Source organism: Cellulomonas sp. JH27-2 (assembly GCF_014837175.1).
Lineage (GTDB): Bacteria > Actinomycetota > Actinomycetes > Actinomycetales > Cellulomonadaceae > Cellulomonas.
Genome location: NZ_JACYFR010000001.1, coordinates 830,520 through 845,897, shown reverse-complemented (window position 1 = coordinate 845,897; position 15,378 = coordinate 830,520). Strand labels below are relative to the sequence as shown.

Annotated in this window: 13 protein-coding genes; 5 read left to right on the top strand and 8 right to left on the bottom strand. The window is 71.0% G+C overall.

The annotated features are described in order from the left end of the window. Positions 1 to 14: 14 nt before the first annotated feature. Both IC607_RS04105 and IC607_RS04100 read right to left on the bottom strand, forming a co-directional pair. Positions 15 to 230 (bottom strand): helix-turn-helix domain-containing protein, encoded by a 216-nt coding sequence (locus IC607_RS04105; RefSeq protein ID WP_191785692.1) that lies wholly within the window; start codon positions 228 to 230, stop codon positions 15 to 17. Continuing rightward, the gene (locus tag IC607_RS04100) at positions 227 to 904 is read right to left on the bottom strand and encodes a hypothetical protein (RefSeq protein ID WP_191785691.1); all 678 of its coding nucleotides are present in this window, start codon (positions 902 to 904) and stop codon (positions 227 to 229) included. The genes IC607_RS04105 and IC607_RS04100 overlap by 4 nt, the downstream gene beginning before the upstream one ends. 289 nt (positions 905 to 1,193) lie before the next feature. Here IC607_RS04100 and IC607_RS04095 point away from each other — a divergent pair, with 289 nt between their 5' ends. Beyond that, positions 1,194 to 3,101, top strand: coding sequence for an adenylyl cyclase (locus tag IC607_RS04095; RefSeq protein ID WP_225224314.1), 1,908 nt, complete (start codon positions 1,194 to 1,196; stop codon positions 3,099 to 3,101). A 51-nt stretch (positions 3,102 to 3,152) separates the two neighbouring features. Here IC607_RS04095 and IC607_RS04090 read toward each other — a convergent pair whose 3' ends face one another. The 4 genes from IC607_RS04090 to IC607_RS04075 all read right to left on the bottom strand — a co-directional run bounded on the left by IC607_RS04090 (position 3,153) and on the right by IC607_RS04075 (position 5,072). Next, positions 3,153 to 3,542: a type II toxin-antitoxin system VapC family toxin gene (locus IC607_RS04090; RefSeq protein ID WP_191785690.1), complete on the bottom strand. Its 390-nt coding sequence runs from the start codon at positions 3,540 to 3,542 to the stop codon at positions 3,153 to 3,155. Beyond that, entirely contained in the window at positions 3,539 to 3,793 is a 255-nt protein-coding gene (locus IC607_RS04085; protein ID WP_191785689.1) for a type II toxin-antitoxin system VapB family antitoxin, read from the bottom strand. The genes IC607_RS04090 and IC607_RS04085 overlap by 4 nt, the downstream gene beginning before the upstream one ends. A gap of 39 nt (positions 3,794 to 3,832) precedes the next feature. Continuing rightward, entirely contained in the window at positions 3,833 to 4,165 is a 333-nt protein-coding gene (locus IC607_RS04080; protein WP_191785688.1) for a YciI family protein, read from the bottom strand. Between the two features lie 73 nt (positions 4,166 to 4,238). Next, a complete protein-coding gene (locus IC607_RS04075) occupies positions 4,239 to 5,072 on the bottom strand; it encodes an aldo/keto reductase (RefSeq protein WP_191785687.1) in 834 nt (277 codons plus the stop codon). A 140-nt stretch (positions 5,073 to 5,212) separates the two neighbouring features. On the opposite strand from IC607_RS04075, the gene IC607_RS04070 reads away from it, so the two are divergent. Together IC607_RS04070 and IC607_RS04065 are read left to right on the top strand one after the other, a co-directional pair. Further along, entirely contained in the window at positions 5,213 to 6,139 is a 927-nt protein-coding gene (locus tag IC607_RS04070) for an SDR family oxidoreductase (protein WP_191785686.1), read from the top strand. Then, on the top strand, positions 6,136 to 7,107 hold the full coding sequence (locus tag IC607_RS04065) for an aldo/keto reductase (protein ID WP_191785685.1): 972 nt from the start codon (positions 6,136 to 6,138) through the stop codon (positions 7,105 to 7,107). Before IC607_RS04070 ends, IC607_RS04065 begins: the two co-directional genes overlap by 4 nt. A gap of 16 nt (positions 7,108 to 7,123) precedes the next feature. On the opposite strand, the gene IC607_RS04060 is transcribed toward IC607_RS04065, so the two are convergent. Next, positions 7,124 to 7,837 carry a hypothetical protein gene (locus IC607_RS04060; RefSeq protein WP_191785684.1) on the bottom strand — a complete coding sequence of 238 codons (714 nt, stop codon included), beginning with the start codon at positions 7,835 to 7,837 and terminating at the stop codon, positions 7,124 to 7,126. 201 nt (positions 7,838 to 8,038) lie between these two features. Here IC607_RS04060 and IC607_RS04055 point away from each other — a divergent pair, with 201 nt between their 5' ends. Together IC607_RS04055 and IC607_RS04050 are read left to right on the top strand one after the other, a co-directional pair. Then, the gene (locus IC607_RS04055) at positions 8,039 to 9,994 is read left to right on the top strand and encodes a penicillin-binding transpeptidase domain-containing protein (RefSeq protein WP_191785683.1); all 1,956 of its coding nucleotides are present in this window, start codon (positions 8,039 to 8,041) and stop codon (positions 9,992 to 9,994) included. Between the two features lie 10 nt (positions 9,995 to 10,004). Continuing rightward, positions 10,005 to 10,862, top strand: a complete 858-nt coding sequence (locus IC607_RS04050) for an NAD(P)-dependent oxidoreductase (RefSeq protein WP_191785682.1) — start codon at positions 10,005 to 10,007, stop codon at positions 10,860 to 10,862. A 51-nt stretch (positions 10,863 to 10,913) separates the two neighbouring features. On the opposite strand, the gene IC607_RS04045 is transcribed toward IC607_RS04050, so the two are convergent. Beyond that, positions 10,914 to 15,023 carry a CARDB domain-containing protein gene (locus IC607_RS04045; RefSeq protein ID WP_191785681.1) on the bottom strand — a complete coding sequence of 1,370 codons (4,110 nt, stop codon included), beginning with the start codon at positions 15,021 to 15,023 and terminating at the stop codon, positions 10,914 to 10,916. Between the last annotated feature and the right edge of the window lie 355 nt (positions 15,024 to 15,378).

Genomic DNA, 15,378 nt, shown 5'->3' with positions numbered 1-15,378 from the left:
TGACGCCCTGCCCGTCAGACCACCGCGAGCACGTCACCGGGTTGGCAGCGCAGCGCGTCGCAGACGGCGGTGAGGGTGGTGAAGCGGATCGCGCGGGCGCGGCCGTTCTTCAGCACGGACAGGTTCGCGACGGTGATGCCGGTCAGCTCGGCGAGCTGCACGAGCGTCATGCCGCGCGCCTCGAGCAGGCGGTCCAGGTGGCACACCACCCGGTGGTCGTCGTCGGTCACACGAGGCCCGCGAGCTCGTCGGCCATGGCCTTCGCCTGGCGTTCCAGCTGCTCGCCCGCGCTGAAGGCGGCGGCCACCGCGAGCACCAGGACCGCCACGAGGGTGGGGACGAGCTCGATGGTCAGGCCGAAGGCGAACGCGTCGCCGTTCCCCGCCGGGACGGCGAGACGGCGGAGCACGAGCTGGCCGGCCACGTCCGGCAGGATCGGTGCCAACGTCCCCGCGACCGCGATGGTCGCCGCCACCGCGCTGATCCGTCGCGCGTTCCCCGGCGCGAATGCCCGCCCGCGCCCGATCCACCGCAGGACCGGCGCGAGCATCAGCGCCCCGACCAGCAGCCCGATGCCGTAGACGAGGGTGTCGCCACGCGAGAGCAGCTGCTCGTACCAGGTCGATTCGTCGGCGACGATCGTCAACGTGCCGTCGCTGCCCGCGGCGACCCCGGCCCTGCCTCCGCCGGGGGCGAGCCAGGCCTCGGGCACGGTGACGCCGTCGAGATGGACCTCGGGTCTGCCGAGGCCGCTCCCGTCGTCGGAGCTGACGTGGACGGGAGCGGTGACGGTCGAGCCCGTCCGGGTCATCCCGTACGCGCACACCACCACGCCCCAGACGGCCGCGACGACGCCCACGACCACGACCCACGCGGCCAGACGCGCCACTCCACGCTGCGACATCGCACTTCCCCCTATGCATATCGATGATCGATATGCCGACCGTATCGCCACGACCCTGGCGAGGTCCAGGCCCAGTTTTCCCACGGCTGGCTGGAAGCGCGTCCAGTCGTGGGCGGATCCCATGCCGACTTTCTGGTCGGTAACCCTTGACAGCCGTCGCCCGAGAGGTACGTTTTGTCCTACCTCGCGTCACCGCCGCCGCAACGAACGAGGCGCCAACGAGGGTGCCTGACGTGCGGCGACACGACTGCGGGGCTTCTGGTGACCTCCCCTGCAGAAAGGTCTCTCCATGCTGCCCAGAACGCTCCGCCCGCACCGGCGGATGCACAGCCCCCGGACAGCCCGGCGCCTCGGCGCCGCCGTCCTGACGATGGCCCTCGCGGTCAGCGTCTCCGCGCTGGCGGTCGCACCCGCGAACGCCGCCGCCAAGAACCACGACCCCGACCTCGGCCCCAACACGATCGTCTTCGACCCGAGCATGCCGGTGGACCAGATCCAGGCGAAGGTCGACGAGATCCACGCGAAGCAGGTGGACGCCGAAATGGGCGACGGCCGCTACGCGATCCTGTTCAAGCCCGGCACGTACGGCACCACCGAGCACCCGCTGCGCTTCCAGGTCGGCTACTACACCGAGGTCGCGGGCCTGGGGCTGAACCCCGGCGACGTGAAGATCAACGGCGCCATCGAGGTCTACAACCGCTGCCTGCCGGTCGCCGAGGGCGCCGACCCCAACTGCCTCGCGCTGGTCAACTTCTGGCGCTCGCTGTCCAACCTGTCGATCAACTTCGTCGGCGGCGGTGACGGCTGCCGCGACAGCGCCAACTTCTGGGCCGTCTCCCAGGCTGCGCCCATGCGCCGCGTGGAGCTGACGGGCGCCAACCTCTCGCTCATGGACTACTGCACGGCCGGCCCGCAGTACGCGTCCGGCGGGTTCATCGCGGACTCGAAGCTCCCGTTCGTGGTCAGCGGCAGCCAGCAGCAGTTCATCACCCGCAACAGCTCGGTCGAGGGCTGGAGCAACGCCGTGTGGAACCAGGTGTTCTCCGGTGTCGACGGCGCCCCCGCCGGTGGCCCGTTCACGGACGACAACAAGTACACGACGTTGGCTGCCACGCCGCTGTCGCGCGAGAAGCCGTTCCTGTACGTCGACGGCAAGGGCAAGTGGAACGTCTTCGTCCCCGACGCGGTCAAGGACTCGTCGGGCACGTCCTACAAGACGGGTGAGACGGCCGGGAAGTCGATCAAGCTGTCGAAGTTCTTCATCGCGCAGCCGGGCGACGACGTGAAGTACCAGAACCAGGCGCTCGCGGCGGGCCAGAACCTGCTGCTCACGCCCGGCATCTACAAGAACAGCAAGCCCATCACCGTCACCCGGCCCGACCAGGTCGTCCTCGGCCTCGGGCTGGCGACGATCGTCCCGCAGAACGGGTCGGTCGGTCTCAAGACGCTCGACGTCAAGGGCGTGAAGATCGCGGGCATCATGTTCGACGCGGGCGCGGTGAACTCGCCGTCGCTGCTCACGGTCGGCACCCAGCTGTCCCAGGTCGACGCCCTGAACAAGAAGCCGAAGCTCAGCAGCGCGTCCGACCCGACCACGCTGAGCGACGTGTTCTTCCGCGTCGGCGGCGCCCACGTCGGCAAGGCCACGCAGTCGCTGGTGGTCAACGCCAACAACGTGATCATCGACCACACGTGGGCCTGGCGTGCCGACCACGGCACCGACGGCGTGGGCTGGGACGTCAACACGGCGAAGACGGGTGTCACGGTCAACGGCAACGACGTGCTGGCCACCGGCCTGTTCGCCGAGCACTACCAGGGCTATAACGTGGTCTGGAACGGCGAGCGCGGCAAGACGATCTTCTTCCAGAACGAGCTGCCGTACGACGCGCCGAACCAGGCCGCCTGGCAGCACGGCAAGACGCTCGGCTACGCCGCGTACAAGATCAACGACAAGGTCACGACGCACGAAGCGTGGGGGCTCGGCAGCTACATCTACACCAACGTCGACCCGACGCTGCACGCCACCAACGCGTTCGAGGTGCCCCAGCGCCACGGCGTGAAGCTGCACAACATGATCATCGTGTCGCTCAACAACGCAGGCACGATCGATCACGTCGTCAACGGCGTCGGCGGCCCCGCGGCCGCCGCACCGGGCGGCTCCACCACGGCCTACCTGGCGGAGTACCCGCAGCCCTGAGGCAGCACGACGACGGGCGGGTGGTCGGTCGACCACCCGCCCGTCGTGATGTCAGGCCGGTTCGAGGTCGGTGTGGACGAAGTCGTGCCCGACGAACAGCAGCGGCTCGCGTGCCACGGACGCGAGCGCGTAGGAGAAGCAGTCGCCGAGGTTCAGGCCGGCAGGGTGGCCCGAGCCCTTGCCGTAGTCGCGGTACGCGCCCCGGGCCGTCGACGCCTGTGCCGCGTCGACAGCGACCACCTCGACGGCCAGCTCGGAGAGAAGCTCGTCGAGGCGGCGCGAGAGGCGCGGGTCGCGACGGCGATCGACGACGATCCCGAGCTCGACGAGCGTCGCGGCTGAAATCTTGATCGATGGGGCCTGCAGGAGCGCGGCGAGAAGGCGCTCTCGCTCCGGCTCACCTGCCAGCACAGCGACGATCGCGGAGGTGTCCACGATCATGCGGGCAGGCCTGCGTCGTCGTAGAGGTCGTCCGACAGGAGGGCTGCGCGATCATCGTCGGAGAGCGACGCGTCCACGTCCGCCAGGATCCGCGCGATCCGGGACTCGCGGTCCGCACGTCCTGCCCGTCCGAGGTCATCGAGCAGGCGCTCCAACGCCTGCTCGATGACGCTCGTCTGGGAGAGCCCGGTACGTTCGGCCGCCTCGCGAGCGAGCGCGTGCACGCGCGGGTTCTTGATGTTGAGGCTCATGGGTACCAGTCAACCATGGCTGTCTACCCTGGTGCCTCGTCACTGGAAGGCGCGGACCTCCATCGGCAGGCCGGTGGCGAGGGCGAAGCGGCCGGCCCACGCCAGGGCCTCGGCCTCGTCGTGGACCTCGACGATGGTGAAGCCGCCGATCTGCTCGGCGGTCTCGACGTAGGGCCCGTCGGTCACGGTCACGTCGCCCTCACCGGGCCGGACGAGCTTGGCGCCCGACGCGGGTGCCAGGCCGCCCGCGAACACCCACAGCCCGGCGGTGCGCAGCTCCTGGTCGAGCTTGTCGACGTCGGCCATGATCCGGTCGATGTCCGCCGGGGGCGGCCCCGGGGGCTGGATGACGTTGAGCACGAACTTCGGCATGGCTCCTCCTTCGTCGGGCGATGCCTGGATGACGCGCGACCGGCCCGCAGATCGACAGCCGCGCGCCTCGAGCTCACGGCACGTAGTTGAACGTATCCGGGTCCGGACCGGTGCGCTCGTCGCGGTTCAGCCCGTCGATCGCGGCCATGTCCACCTCGTCGAGCGTGAAGTCGAAGACGTCGCGGTTCTCGCGGATGCGGTCCGGCGTCACCGACTTGGGGAAGACGATGTCGCCACGCTGCAGGTGCCAGCGCAGCGTGACCTGCGCGGGCGTGACGCTGTACGACTCGGCGATCCGGCGGATGGTCGGGTCGTCGAGCACCTTGCCCTGCGCGATCGGCGACCACGCCTCGGTGGCGATGCCGTGCTCCGCGTCGAAGGCGCGCACGTCGTCCTGGCGGAGGTAGGGGTGGACCTCGACCTGGTTGGCGGCCGGGACGACGGTCGAGCTCTCCATCAGGCGGCGCAGGTGGTGCGGCTGGAAGTTCGAGACGCCGACGGCCTTGGCGCGGCCGGAGCGGTAGAACTCCTCCATCGCGTGCCAGGTCTCGACGAAGTCGCCGACGCCGGGCAGCGGCCAGTGGATGAGGAAGAGGTCGACGTAGTCCGAGCCGAGGGCGTCGAGCGTGCGGTCGAACGCCTTCGCCGCGACCTCGGGGTCGTGCGAGTCGTTGTTCAGCTTGGAGGTGATGAACACCTCGGAGCGATCCAGGCCGGAGCTCTGCACGGCCGCGCCGACGCCCGCCTCGTTGCCGTACATCTGCGCGGTGTCGATGTGGCGGTAGCCGGCGTCGAACGCGGACAGGACGGCCTTCTCGGTGTCGTCGGGCTTGATCTGGAAGACGCCGAAGCCGAGCTGGGGGATGGTGGCGCCGGTGTTCAGGGTGACGGTGGGGATGGTGGACACGCCTGTACTCCAATCGTTGGGGGATCACGTCCACCAGACCACGCAATCGCTTCCACCGCACGGCGGGAGCGCCCCCGGTTGTGGGTGTCGGACCCTCGTGGCAGCGTCGGCCTTCGCACCGCCCGGACCGGAGGAGACCCGTGTACACCGTCCCTGACCAGCACGATCGCACCGTGGTCGTCACGGGTGCCAACAGCGGCACCGGCCTGGAGGCGGCGACGCGGATCGCGGGCGCCGGAGGCCGCGTGATTCTCGCGGTCCGGGACGCGGACAAGGGCGCGGCGGCGCTCGCGCAGGTGCGGGCGCAGCACCCGGACGCGCGCGCCGAGGTCCGCATCTGCGACCTCGCGGACCTCGCGTCGGTGGAGCGCTTCGCCAACGGCCTGGGCGACCTCGAGCGCCTCGACACGCTCGTCAACAACGCGGGCGTCATGGCGCCGCCGACGAGGTTCGAGACGGCCGACGGCTTCGAGCTCCAGCTCGGCACCAACTTCCTGGGCCCGCTCGCGCTGACCAACCGCCTGCTCCCGCTGCTGCTCGCCGCACCCGCGCCGCGCGTGGTGACGATGAGCTCGGTGGCCGCGCACTGGGGCCGCATCCGCACGCGCGACCTGCACTGGACCCGCGGCTACAGCCCGCAGCGCGCGTACGGCCAGTCCAAGCTCGCGGACCTCTACCTGGCGCTGCACCTGGCCCGGGTGTCCGACGAGCGCGGCTGGACGCTGCTCAGCGCCGCCGCGCACCCCGGCTTCACGCGGACCAACCTGCAGACCGCGGGCGCGTCGCTGGGCCGGGACGCCCCGCCGCGCCGCTCGCTCCTGGACCTGCCCCTGATCCCCGTGCAGGACCCGCCGCAGGGTGCCGAGCCGCTGCTCTTCGCCGCGTGCGACCCGGACGCGGTGAACGGCGGCTACTACGGGCCCAGCGGCACGTGGGGCCTGGTGGGCCCGACGGGGCCGACGAGGTTGAGCCGGCACATGCGCGACGAGCGCGCGGCGGCGTGGATCTGGGACGCGGGGGAGAGGATGACGGGAACGCGCCTGCCGGGTGGGACAGTGGCGGCATGAGCGCTCTCGACTGGCTCCGGCCTGTGCCCGATTGGCTCCGCCCCCTACCCGGCACCGACCTCACGGTGTCCGCGGTCTGCCTCGGTGGCGGACCTCTGGGCAGCATGCCGGACCTGTTCGGCCGGGACGTTCCGGCCGACGAGGGCGTCGCGACGGTCGGCGCCGCGCTCGCGAGCCCGATCCGCTTCATCGACACGTCCAACGGCTACTCGAACGGCGAGAGCGAGCGGCGCATCGGCGCAGCCCTGGCGCTCGCGGGCGGGCTGCCCGACGACGTCGTCGTCGCCACCAAGGTGGATCCGCGCGGACGCGACTACTCGCGCGGGCGGGTGCGCGCGTCGGTCGCGGAGAGCCGCGAGCGCCTGGGGCTCGACGAGCTGCCCCTCGTGCACCTGCACGACCCGGAGAGCTTCGCGTTCGAGGAGCTGACCGCCCGGGGCGGGGCGGTCGAGGCGCTCGTCGCGCTGCGCGAGCAGGGGCACGTGGGCCGCATCGGTCTGGCCGGTGGTCGGGTGCAGGAGATCGCGCGCTACCTGGCCCTGGGCGTGTTCGACGTGCTGCTGGTGCACAACCGCTGGACGCTGCTGGACCGCAGCGCCGGGCCGCTGATCGAGGCTGCCCACGAGCGGGGGATGGGCGTGCTCAACGCCGCGGTGTTCGGCGGCGGGATCCTGGCGGCACCCGTCGGGACCACGACGAGCTACGGCTACCGCGAGGCGCCGCAGCCGGTCCTCGACGCCGTCGAGCAGATGCACCGTGTGTGCGCCGAGCACGGCACGGACCTGCGCACGGCCGCGCTGCAGTTCTCGGTACGCGACCCGGGGATCGCGTCGACGATCGTCGGGATGAGCCGCCCGCAGCGTGTCGAGCAGACCGTCGCGGCGGCTACCGCCGACCTTCCCGACGAGCTGTGGCCTGCGCTGGAGGCCCTGCTCCCGCCGTCGGAGACGTGGCTGGACGCGGACTGAACCACCCGCGCCCGGACTAGGCGTCGGTGCCCCGCCTGACGAACAGACCGAAGTGGCCGGGGACCTCGTCGAATCCCGTCGCGCGCAACCGGTCGTCCTCCTGCTTCGAGACCGCGCGCGCGTACAAGGGGCGCCCGGCGGTGACGACGGGAACGAGCTCGCGCACGGCCTGCTCGGCAGTGGTGTTCACGCCTGCCGGGAGGCTCGGGTGCCAGCCGGCGACCACGAGAGCCGACGCCTCCCCGGGAACGTCGGCAGGGAACCGGATCCGTCCGCGCCGCTCGGCTGCGGATCTCTGCTGTCGGTGCGCCCACCAGAGGAGGATGCCGACAGGGATGGTGTAGAGCCCGACCGCCGCGAACGGGAGGAGGGCGATCCAGAACAGGTCCGTGAAGGAACGCAGCACGCGGAACAGCAGCCACACCGCCACGAAGGCCGCCAAGGACCAGCCACCCGGGCGAGTCTTGCTCCGGCGCAGTCCGAAGGCCGTCCCGGTCGGCACGTGCAGGTACCACCCGCGACGCTCGAGGACGACGGCGAACCACTGGGCCGGCCACACGTAGGCCGCCAGTACGGGGTGGGCCCGGCCGTCGCCGTGCCGCGGCACGCGGTCGACAGACAGCGCTGTGGTGGTCCGGACCACGGCGCCACGGTCGGCCCGCAGCCAACCGGGCGGAAGGTTGTGAACCTGCGCGGATGTGCGGTCCGCGCCCGCTGCCGGGAAGTCCATCGTGCCAGCGTGGCCCAGCTCGTCACGGCGCGCACGCGAACGGCAGCGCGCGAGGTGCCGGCGTCTGAATTCGGCTCGACCGCAGCCCGCTTGGGGAGGAAGGGTGAAGGCTCGCGCTCCCCCGCCCACGACCGCTCGCTGATACGGCAGTCTCGGTGTGCGGACGCACGCGTCCTACCCCCGTACGACCCGAGGAGACCGATGACGTCCGCCCGCAAGCCCCTCTGCGCGCTGGCGGTCGTCGGCCTCACCGTCGTCGGCCTGACGGCCTGCACCAGCGACCCGCCGGGCCCGGAGTCCGCCGCGAAGGCGCTGGCGACCGCGCTGTCGTCGGGCGACCTGAGCAAGGTCGACCTGGCGACGGGCGACGACGCGGACGCCGCTGCCAGCGAGCGGACGGCCGCGTACGAGGGGCTGGGCGAGCGCACACCCAGCGTGAAGCTCACCAAGGTCGTGGTGGACCCGAAGGACGACGCCGCGGCGACGGCGACGCTGGGCTACACGTGGACGCTCGACGACGCGGGCGACGAGTGGACGTACGTCGTGGACGCGAAGCTGGCGCGCGACGACAAGGACGTGTGGCGCACCGCCTGGACTCCGGCGCTGCTGGCGCCCGACCTCGTCGACGGAGAGACCCTGCAGGTCACGCGCACGACGCCCAAGCGGGCCGAGGTTCTGGGAGCCAACGACGAGCCGATCGTCGAGGACCACAAGGTCTTCCGCATCGGCATCGACAAGACCCGCGTGGATGCCCCCGACCAGGCCAAGGCGGCCAAGGCGCTGGCCAAGAAGCTGGACCTGGACCCCGACGCGTACGCGAAGACCGTCGCGGCGGCGGGACCCAAGGCCTTCGTCGAGGCGATCACCGTCCGCGAGAGCGACGCCGACTACGACGTCCCGAAGCTGGCCGCGATGACGGGCGTCAACGCCGTCGCCACGACGATGCCGCTGGCCCCGACTCGGGCGTTCGCCCGCCCGGTGCTCGGCACGGTCGGCCCGGCCACCGCGGAGATCGTCGAGAAGTCCGACGGCGCCATCGCGGCCGGCGACGTCACGGGCCTGTCCGGGCTGCAGCGCCAGTACGACGCGCAGCTGCGCGGCACGCCTGGCCTGACGATCAAGGCCGTGTCGGCCGACGGTGACACCGAGCGCGTGCTGGACAAGGTCGAGGAGAAGGCCGGCACCCCGCTGCGCACGACGATCGACCCGACCATGCAGCTCACGGCCGAGTCGATCCTGTCCACCGTGAAGCCGGCCAGCGCGCTCGTCGCCATCCAGCCGTCCACGGGGGACGTGCTCGCGGTGGCCAGCGGCCCGGGCGGCGACGGCATGTCGACGGCCACCCTGGGCCAGTACGCGCCCGGCTCGACGTTCAAGGTGGCCACCGCGCTCGCGCTGCTGCGCCAGGGCGAGACCCCGGACTCGTCGGTGACCTGCTCGGACACCACCGAGGTCGACGGCCGCACGTTCAAGAACTTCCCCGACTACCCGGCCGACAAGACCGGGAAGATCGACCTGCGCACGGCCTTCGCCAACTCGTGCAACACGGCCTTCATCTCCCAGCGCGACAAGGTCGACCAGGACGCCCTCATCGACGCGGCCGGCTCGCTGGGCCTGGTCCCCGGCAAGACGCTCGGGTTCGCGTCGTTCCTGGGTGCCGTCCCGGGCGACTCGGACGGCACCGACCACGCCGCGACCATGATCGGGCAGGGGAGGGTGCTGGCCTCGCCGCTCGGTATGGCGACGGTTGCCGCGTCGGTCGCGAAGGGTGCGACGGTCGCGCCGCGCCTCGTCATCGGGCAGGACGACGCGGCAGCGACGACCGCGACGCCCACGGCCAGCGACACGCCGAGCCCCTCCGAGTCCGCCCGCCCGGTCCAGCCGCTGACGAAGGACGAGGCGAGCACGCTGCACGACCTCATGCGCGGCGTCGTGACCGACGGCGGGGCGACGTTCCTGAAGGACGTGCCCGGCGACGACGTCGTCGCGAAGACCGGCACCGCGCAGTTCGGCAAGGAGGGCGACCTCAAGAACCACGTCTGGATGATCGCCGACCAGGGCGACCTGGCCGTCGCGGTCTTCGTCGACGAGGGCGTCTACGGCTCGACGACCGCCGGACCGCTGCTCGAGGAGTTCCTGCGCGACCAGCAGAAGTAACGTGACCCGCATGAGTCGAGTGGTGGTCACCGGAGGTAGCGGCAAGCTGGGCCGAGCGGTCGTCGAGGAGCTGGCGGCGCACGGCTACGACGTCGTCAACGTGGACGTCGCACCGCCACCGGCCGGGCAGCCGGCGGCGTTCACCCGCGTCGACCTCACGGACCTCGGTCAGGTGATGGAGGCGCTGCACGGCGTCGACGACCGCTACTCCGGCGTGGACGCCGTCGTGCACCTCGCGGCGATCCCCGCGCCCGGGCTCCGGCCGAGCGGCGCGACCTTCGCCAACAACGTCGTCGCGACGCACCACGTCTTCCTCGCCGCGCGCCAGGCCGGGATCCGCAACGTGGTCTGGGCCTCGTCGGAGACCGTGCTGGGCCTGCCGTTCGACGTCCCGCCGCCGTACGTGCCGGTCGACGAGGAGTACACGGTGCGCCCGGAGTCGACCTACTCGCTGGGCAAGGCGGTCGAGGAGGAGATGGCCCGTCACTTCGCGCGCTGGGACCCGACCGCGAAGTACGTCGGGCTGCGGTTCTCCAACGTCATGGCCGACGAGGACTACGCGGCGTTCCCCGCCTTCGCCGACGACCCGCGCTCGCGGATCTGGAACCTGTGGGGCTACATCGACGCGCGCGACGGGGCCGTCGCGACCCGGCTGGCGCTCGAGAGCGACCTGACCGGCTTCGAGGCGTTCGTCGTCGCCTCACCCGACACCGTGCTGGACCGGCCGTCCGCCGACCTCGTGGCCGAGTACTTCCCGGACGTGCCGGTGACGCGCCCGCTCGTCGGGAACGAGACGCTGCTGGGCATCGATAAGGCCCGGCGCCTGCTGGGGTGGGACCCGCAGCGCAGCTGGCGTGACCGCGCCTGACGCGCCGACGGGCGGCCGGGGAGCACCCCGACCGCCCGCCGGCGGAACAGCTCAGTCGCGGTTGATCGTGAACGTCGACGTCGTGTTCTTGATGTCCTGGTAGTTGTTCGACAACGTCAGGTTGTGGAAGGTCACGGACCCGACGGCGGGTCCCTGACCGGCTTCCGGCTGCTCGTTGACCCAGATGCCGAACCCGGACTTGGCGTCCCAGGCGTCGCCGGACTTCTTGGCGCCGCTGATGGAGACGTTGGTGAACACCGTGTCGGTGATCGGGTTCTGCGGGCTGTTCCCGACGTAGTTGGTCTGGAACATGATCCCGGAGTAGGTCGGGTCGACGATGTCGACGTTGCTGACCCGGATGCCCTGGAACTTCTTCGACGCGGAGAACACCCAGATGGCGGGGAACGTCTGGTTGCCCCAGAAGTGGCCGCCGGCCCGGACGATCGAGATGTTGTCGAAGGTGGTCGGCGCCGCCGAGCCGAACTCGTCCATCGGGTAGCCGAAGTCCAGCGAGCTGATGGTGATGCCCGAGTAGACCAGGGTGTCGGCGATGTAGATGTTCCGGAACGTGTTGCCGTAGCCGCCGTAGACGGCCAGGCCCGCGGCCCGCCAGGTGAGCAGCGACGTCAGGTTCTCGTAGACGTTGCCGGTCTGGCCGGTGCCTCCCGCGTCGGTGGCTGCGAACAGGGCGAACGAGTCGTCACCCGTGCCGCGCGCCTCGATGTTGGCGACCCGGTTGTTCGCGCTGCCGTTGGTCATGTTGACGCCGTCGGCGAACGTGTCCCGGATACGGGAGTTCGTGATGGTGCTGGAGTCCATGTTGGACGCCCAGAACATGCAGATCATGTGCTCGACCCACAGGTCGTCGACCGTCATGTTCGCGACGTTCGTGAAGTCCAGGACCTTGCCGGGACCATCGATGCGGGACGTGTAGTTGCCCCAGTAGGAGAAGCTGCGGAACTTCGACCCGTTGGCCGAGGCCTCGGCGCGGAAGCCGATGTCGGTGTTCTCCTGGTCAGTCGGCGCGAAGAACCGGGTGTACCAGGGGCCGGCACCGACGATGTCGACGGCCTTGCCGTACACCTGGAACTTGTTCGCCGTGGCGTAGTCACCGGCGGGCAGGTAGACGCCCTTGAGCTTGCCGGTGGTGTCCTGGCGGAACGTGTCGAGCGCGTTCTGGACCGCCTGCTGCGTGAAGCCGGTGGCCGTCACGTACGCCGACGGGTCCGGGTTGGCCTTCGGCGCCACCTGCTCGGTGTTGACGAAGTCCACCGTCACCGGCTGCGGGTTGGACGCGGCCTTCTGCAGGCGGATGGTCGTGCCCGCGGGGACCGTGGTGCCGAGCAGGATGTTGGCCTCGTCGTAGATGTGGCGGGGACCGCCCGCGCTCGGGGTGTTGCCCGGGCTGGTCTCGTTCCCGTACAGCCACGCGTACTTGCTGGTCAGATCCAGACGCTTGAGGAACGTGCCGCCGGCGTAGATGTCGATCGAGCCCGTGTTCCCCGTGCCGGCCGCGTTGTCCGGGATGGAGAAGCGCGTGACCAGGGTGTTCGTCGAGTTCTTCAGGGTCCACTCGACGTAGGCGCCGTTGTCGGCCAGCGTGACGGCCCGACGACCGGACGCCTCACCGGCCAGGTCGCCGACCGTCCGGTTGGGTGCGAGCACGCTCGCGCCGCCGCCCGTGCGGCCCTCCTCGGCCTCGTAGAAGTCGTACGGCATGCTGGCGCCGCGCCCGACGAAGATGCCGCCGGTCGCCGTGTTGTTGCCCTGCTTGCCGGCCACCTCGGTCGAGTCCGTCGCGACGACGGACGTCACCGTGTAGTTGCCGTCGGCCGCCGTCCACGTGCCGAGCGCGATCTGGCCGCTCGTCGCACCGGCCGCGATCGTGCCACCCACCGAGCCGGTGAACGTCTTGACGGTGGTGCCGGACGCGTTCTTGACCGTCACCGTGATCGCGTGGGCGCCCGACGAGGTCGCCACGTTGCCCGTGTTGGAGATCGCGGCCGTGAACGTCACGGTCGCACCCTTCGACGGCGTCGTCGGGCTCCAGCTCACCACCGGGATCAGGTCGGAGCTGGGGACCGCGGAGACGGTCAGCTTCGAGGTGGCCGTCAGGGTGTTGTTGTTCTCGTTCTGCTCGACGACCGTGTTCGACGGGTCTGCCGTCGCGCCGATCGTGTAGCTGCCCGCGGCGAGCGCGCCGACCGAGCCGCTCACCGTGGCCGAGGCCCCGGCGGCGAGCGCGCCGACGTTGACGGTGCCGGCGTTCTCACCGTTCACCAGGAGGCGGACGGTCGTGGCCGCCGACGCGAGCGTGCCGACGTTCTTCACCGTCGCGTTGAGCGTGACGGCGCTGGACTCGACCGGTGCAGCCGGGGTCGCGGTGACGGCGGTGACCGTCAGGTCCGGGTTGGGGGCCGGGGTGCCCGTCACCTCGAGCTCCGCGACCTGCCCGTTGCCGGAGCCGGTGTTCGCGGTGAAGACGAGCCGGACGTCGCTGGCCGTCGCGGACACCGGGATCGTGACCTTGTTGCCGCTGCCCGGCGCGAAGGCGTAGGCGGCCGACGCCTTGATCGTCGACCACGAGCCCGAGCCGGTCTTGCCCTCGATCGAGAACGTCTGCGTCCGGCCGCCCCAGGCGTAGTCGGGGTTGAGCTTGACCGTGACGCCGCTGATCGTCGACGTGGACGCGAGGTTGACCGCGAGGTTGCTCGGGTACTGGCCGCCCGCGCCCTCCCAGTAGCTGGTGAGGTTGCCGTCGGTCGCGTTGGCCGCGACGTAGGTCCACTCGGTCGACGACGCCGTGGCCGGGCGGTTGAGCGACAGGTTCTGGGTCGCGGGCGGGTCCGTCGGCGGGTCGGTGGGGGCCGTCGTCACGGTGACCGATCCGGAGGCGGAGTTGTTGCTCTCGTTCGACTCGGCCACGGCGTTCGCGGAGTCGGCCGCGGCGCTGAACGCGTACGTGCCGGCGGTCTTGGTGCCGATGGACTTCGTGACGGTCGCCTGCGCGCCGGCGTTCAGCGCGCCGACGGCGGCGGTCCCGACGCTCTGACCGGCGACGACGAAGGTGACGGTCGAGGCGGCGGCGGCGCCGTCACCCTGGTTCTTCACGACCGCGGACAGCGTGATCGTGTCCGACGTCGTCGGGCTGGCCGGGCTCGCTGAGACGGAGCTGACCACCAGGTCGGGGCTCGTCGGCTGCGTGCTGGGCGAGCCGAACACCTGCAGCTCGGCCACCTGACCGTTGCCGGCGCCGGTGTTGGCCGTGAAGCTCAGCCGCACGTCGCCGGCCGTCCCGCTGACGGGAACGGTCACCGTGTTCCCGGTCGACGGGCTGAACGCGTACGCGGCCGACGACTTCAGGGTCGTCCAGGTGCCGCTGCCGGTCTTGCCCTCGATCGAGAACATCTGGGTCCGGTTGCCCCAGGCGGAGTCGGGGTTGAGCTTCACGACGACGCCCGTCAGGCTGCTCGTCGACGCCAGGCCCACCGCGAGCGTGCTCGGGTACTGCCCGTCGCCGCCCTGCCAGTAGGTGCCGACGTTGCCGTCGGTGGCGTTGCCGGCCACGTACGTCTGGGTGGTCGACGACGCCGTGGCGGGCCGGCCCTGCGACAGGTTGTTGCCCGAAGGCGGGGGAGTGGTGGTCCCGGTGCCGAGCACCTCGAGCTCCGAGAGCTGGGCCGCGGGCCAGCCGGTGTTGGCGGCGAACTGCAGGCGGACGTAGCGCACGGAGGTGTCCGTGACGTCGACGGCGACCGTGTTGGAGCCGCTGAAGGTGTAGGAGGCCTGAGCCTTCAGGGTGCTGAACGACGAGCCGTCCGTCGAGCCCTGGACGGTGATCGTCTCGTTGCGCGAGCCCCAGCCGCTCGGCAGCTTGAGGTTGAGGTCGGTGACGGTCGACGCGCTGCCCAGGTCCACCTGGACCCACTGCGGCAGGCTGCCCGACGACTCCCAGTACGAGCCCTGGTCGCCGTCGGTGACGTTGCCCGACGTGTAGGGGCTGTTGCTGCTGCTCGCGGTGGTCGCCTTGCCGGCCGCGAGGTTGACGGTGGCGGCGTGGGCGCCGTCGACGGCGATCGCGCCGAGCGGCACGACGAGCGCCGCGGTGGCGGCGGCCACGACGACGCGACGCAGGTCGGTCCTGCGCAGGTTCCTTCTCATGAGGTCGTCCTCGTTCTCCCGCTCGTGGCGGGTGGGTCCTCGGCCCGGGCGCGACGATGCGACCGTGCCGATGGGGTGGGTGGTGCAGGGACTGCGAACGTGGGCTGACGCGCCGTCGGATGCGAGGGGTGTGCGTCCGACCTGGGCGCTCGTTGAACACTTTCTTGCACCGCACTACTTTGTGCGGCGTAGATGTCGAGTTCTTGCGAACCGTGCTCGCCGACCATACGAACCGTCGCGGGGTGAGTCAAGAGGAACCGGACGAATCGGTCGACGGCCCGACGCTGCCGGCCGGACCCCCGCCGGTCTGCGGCGCCACGGCCCATCGTCGGCCGTCCGCTTCGCACACGACGGC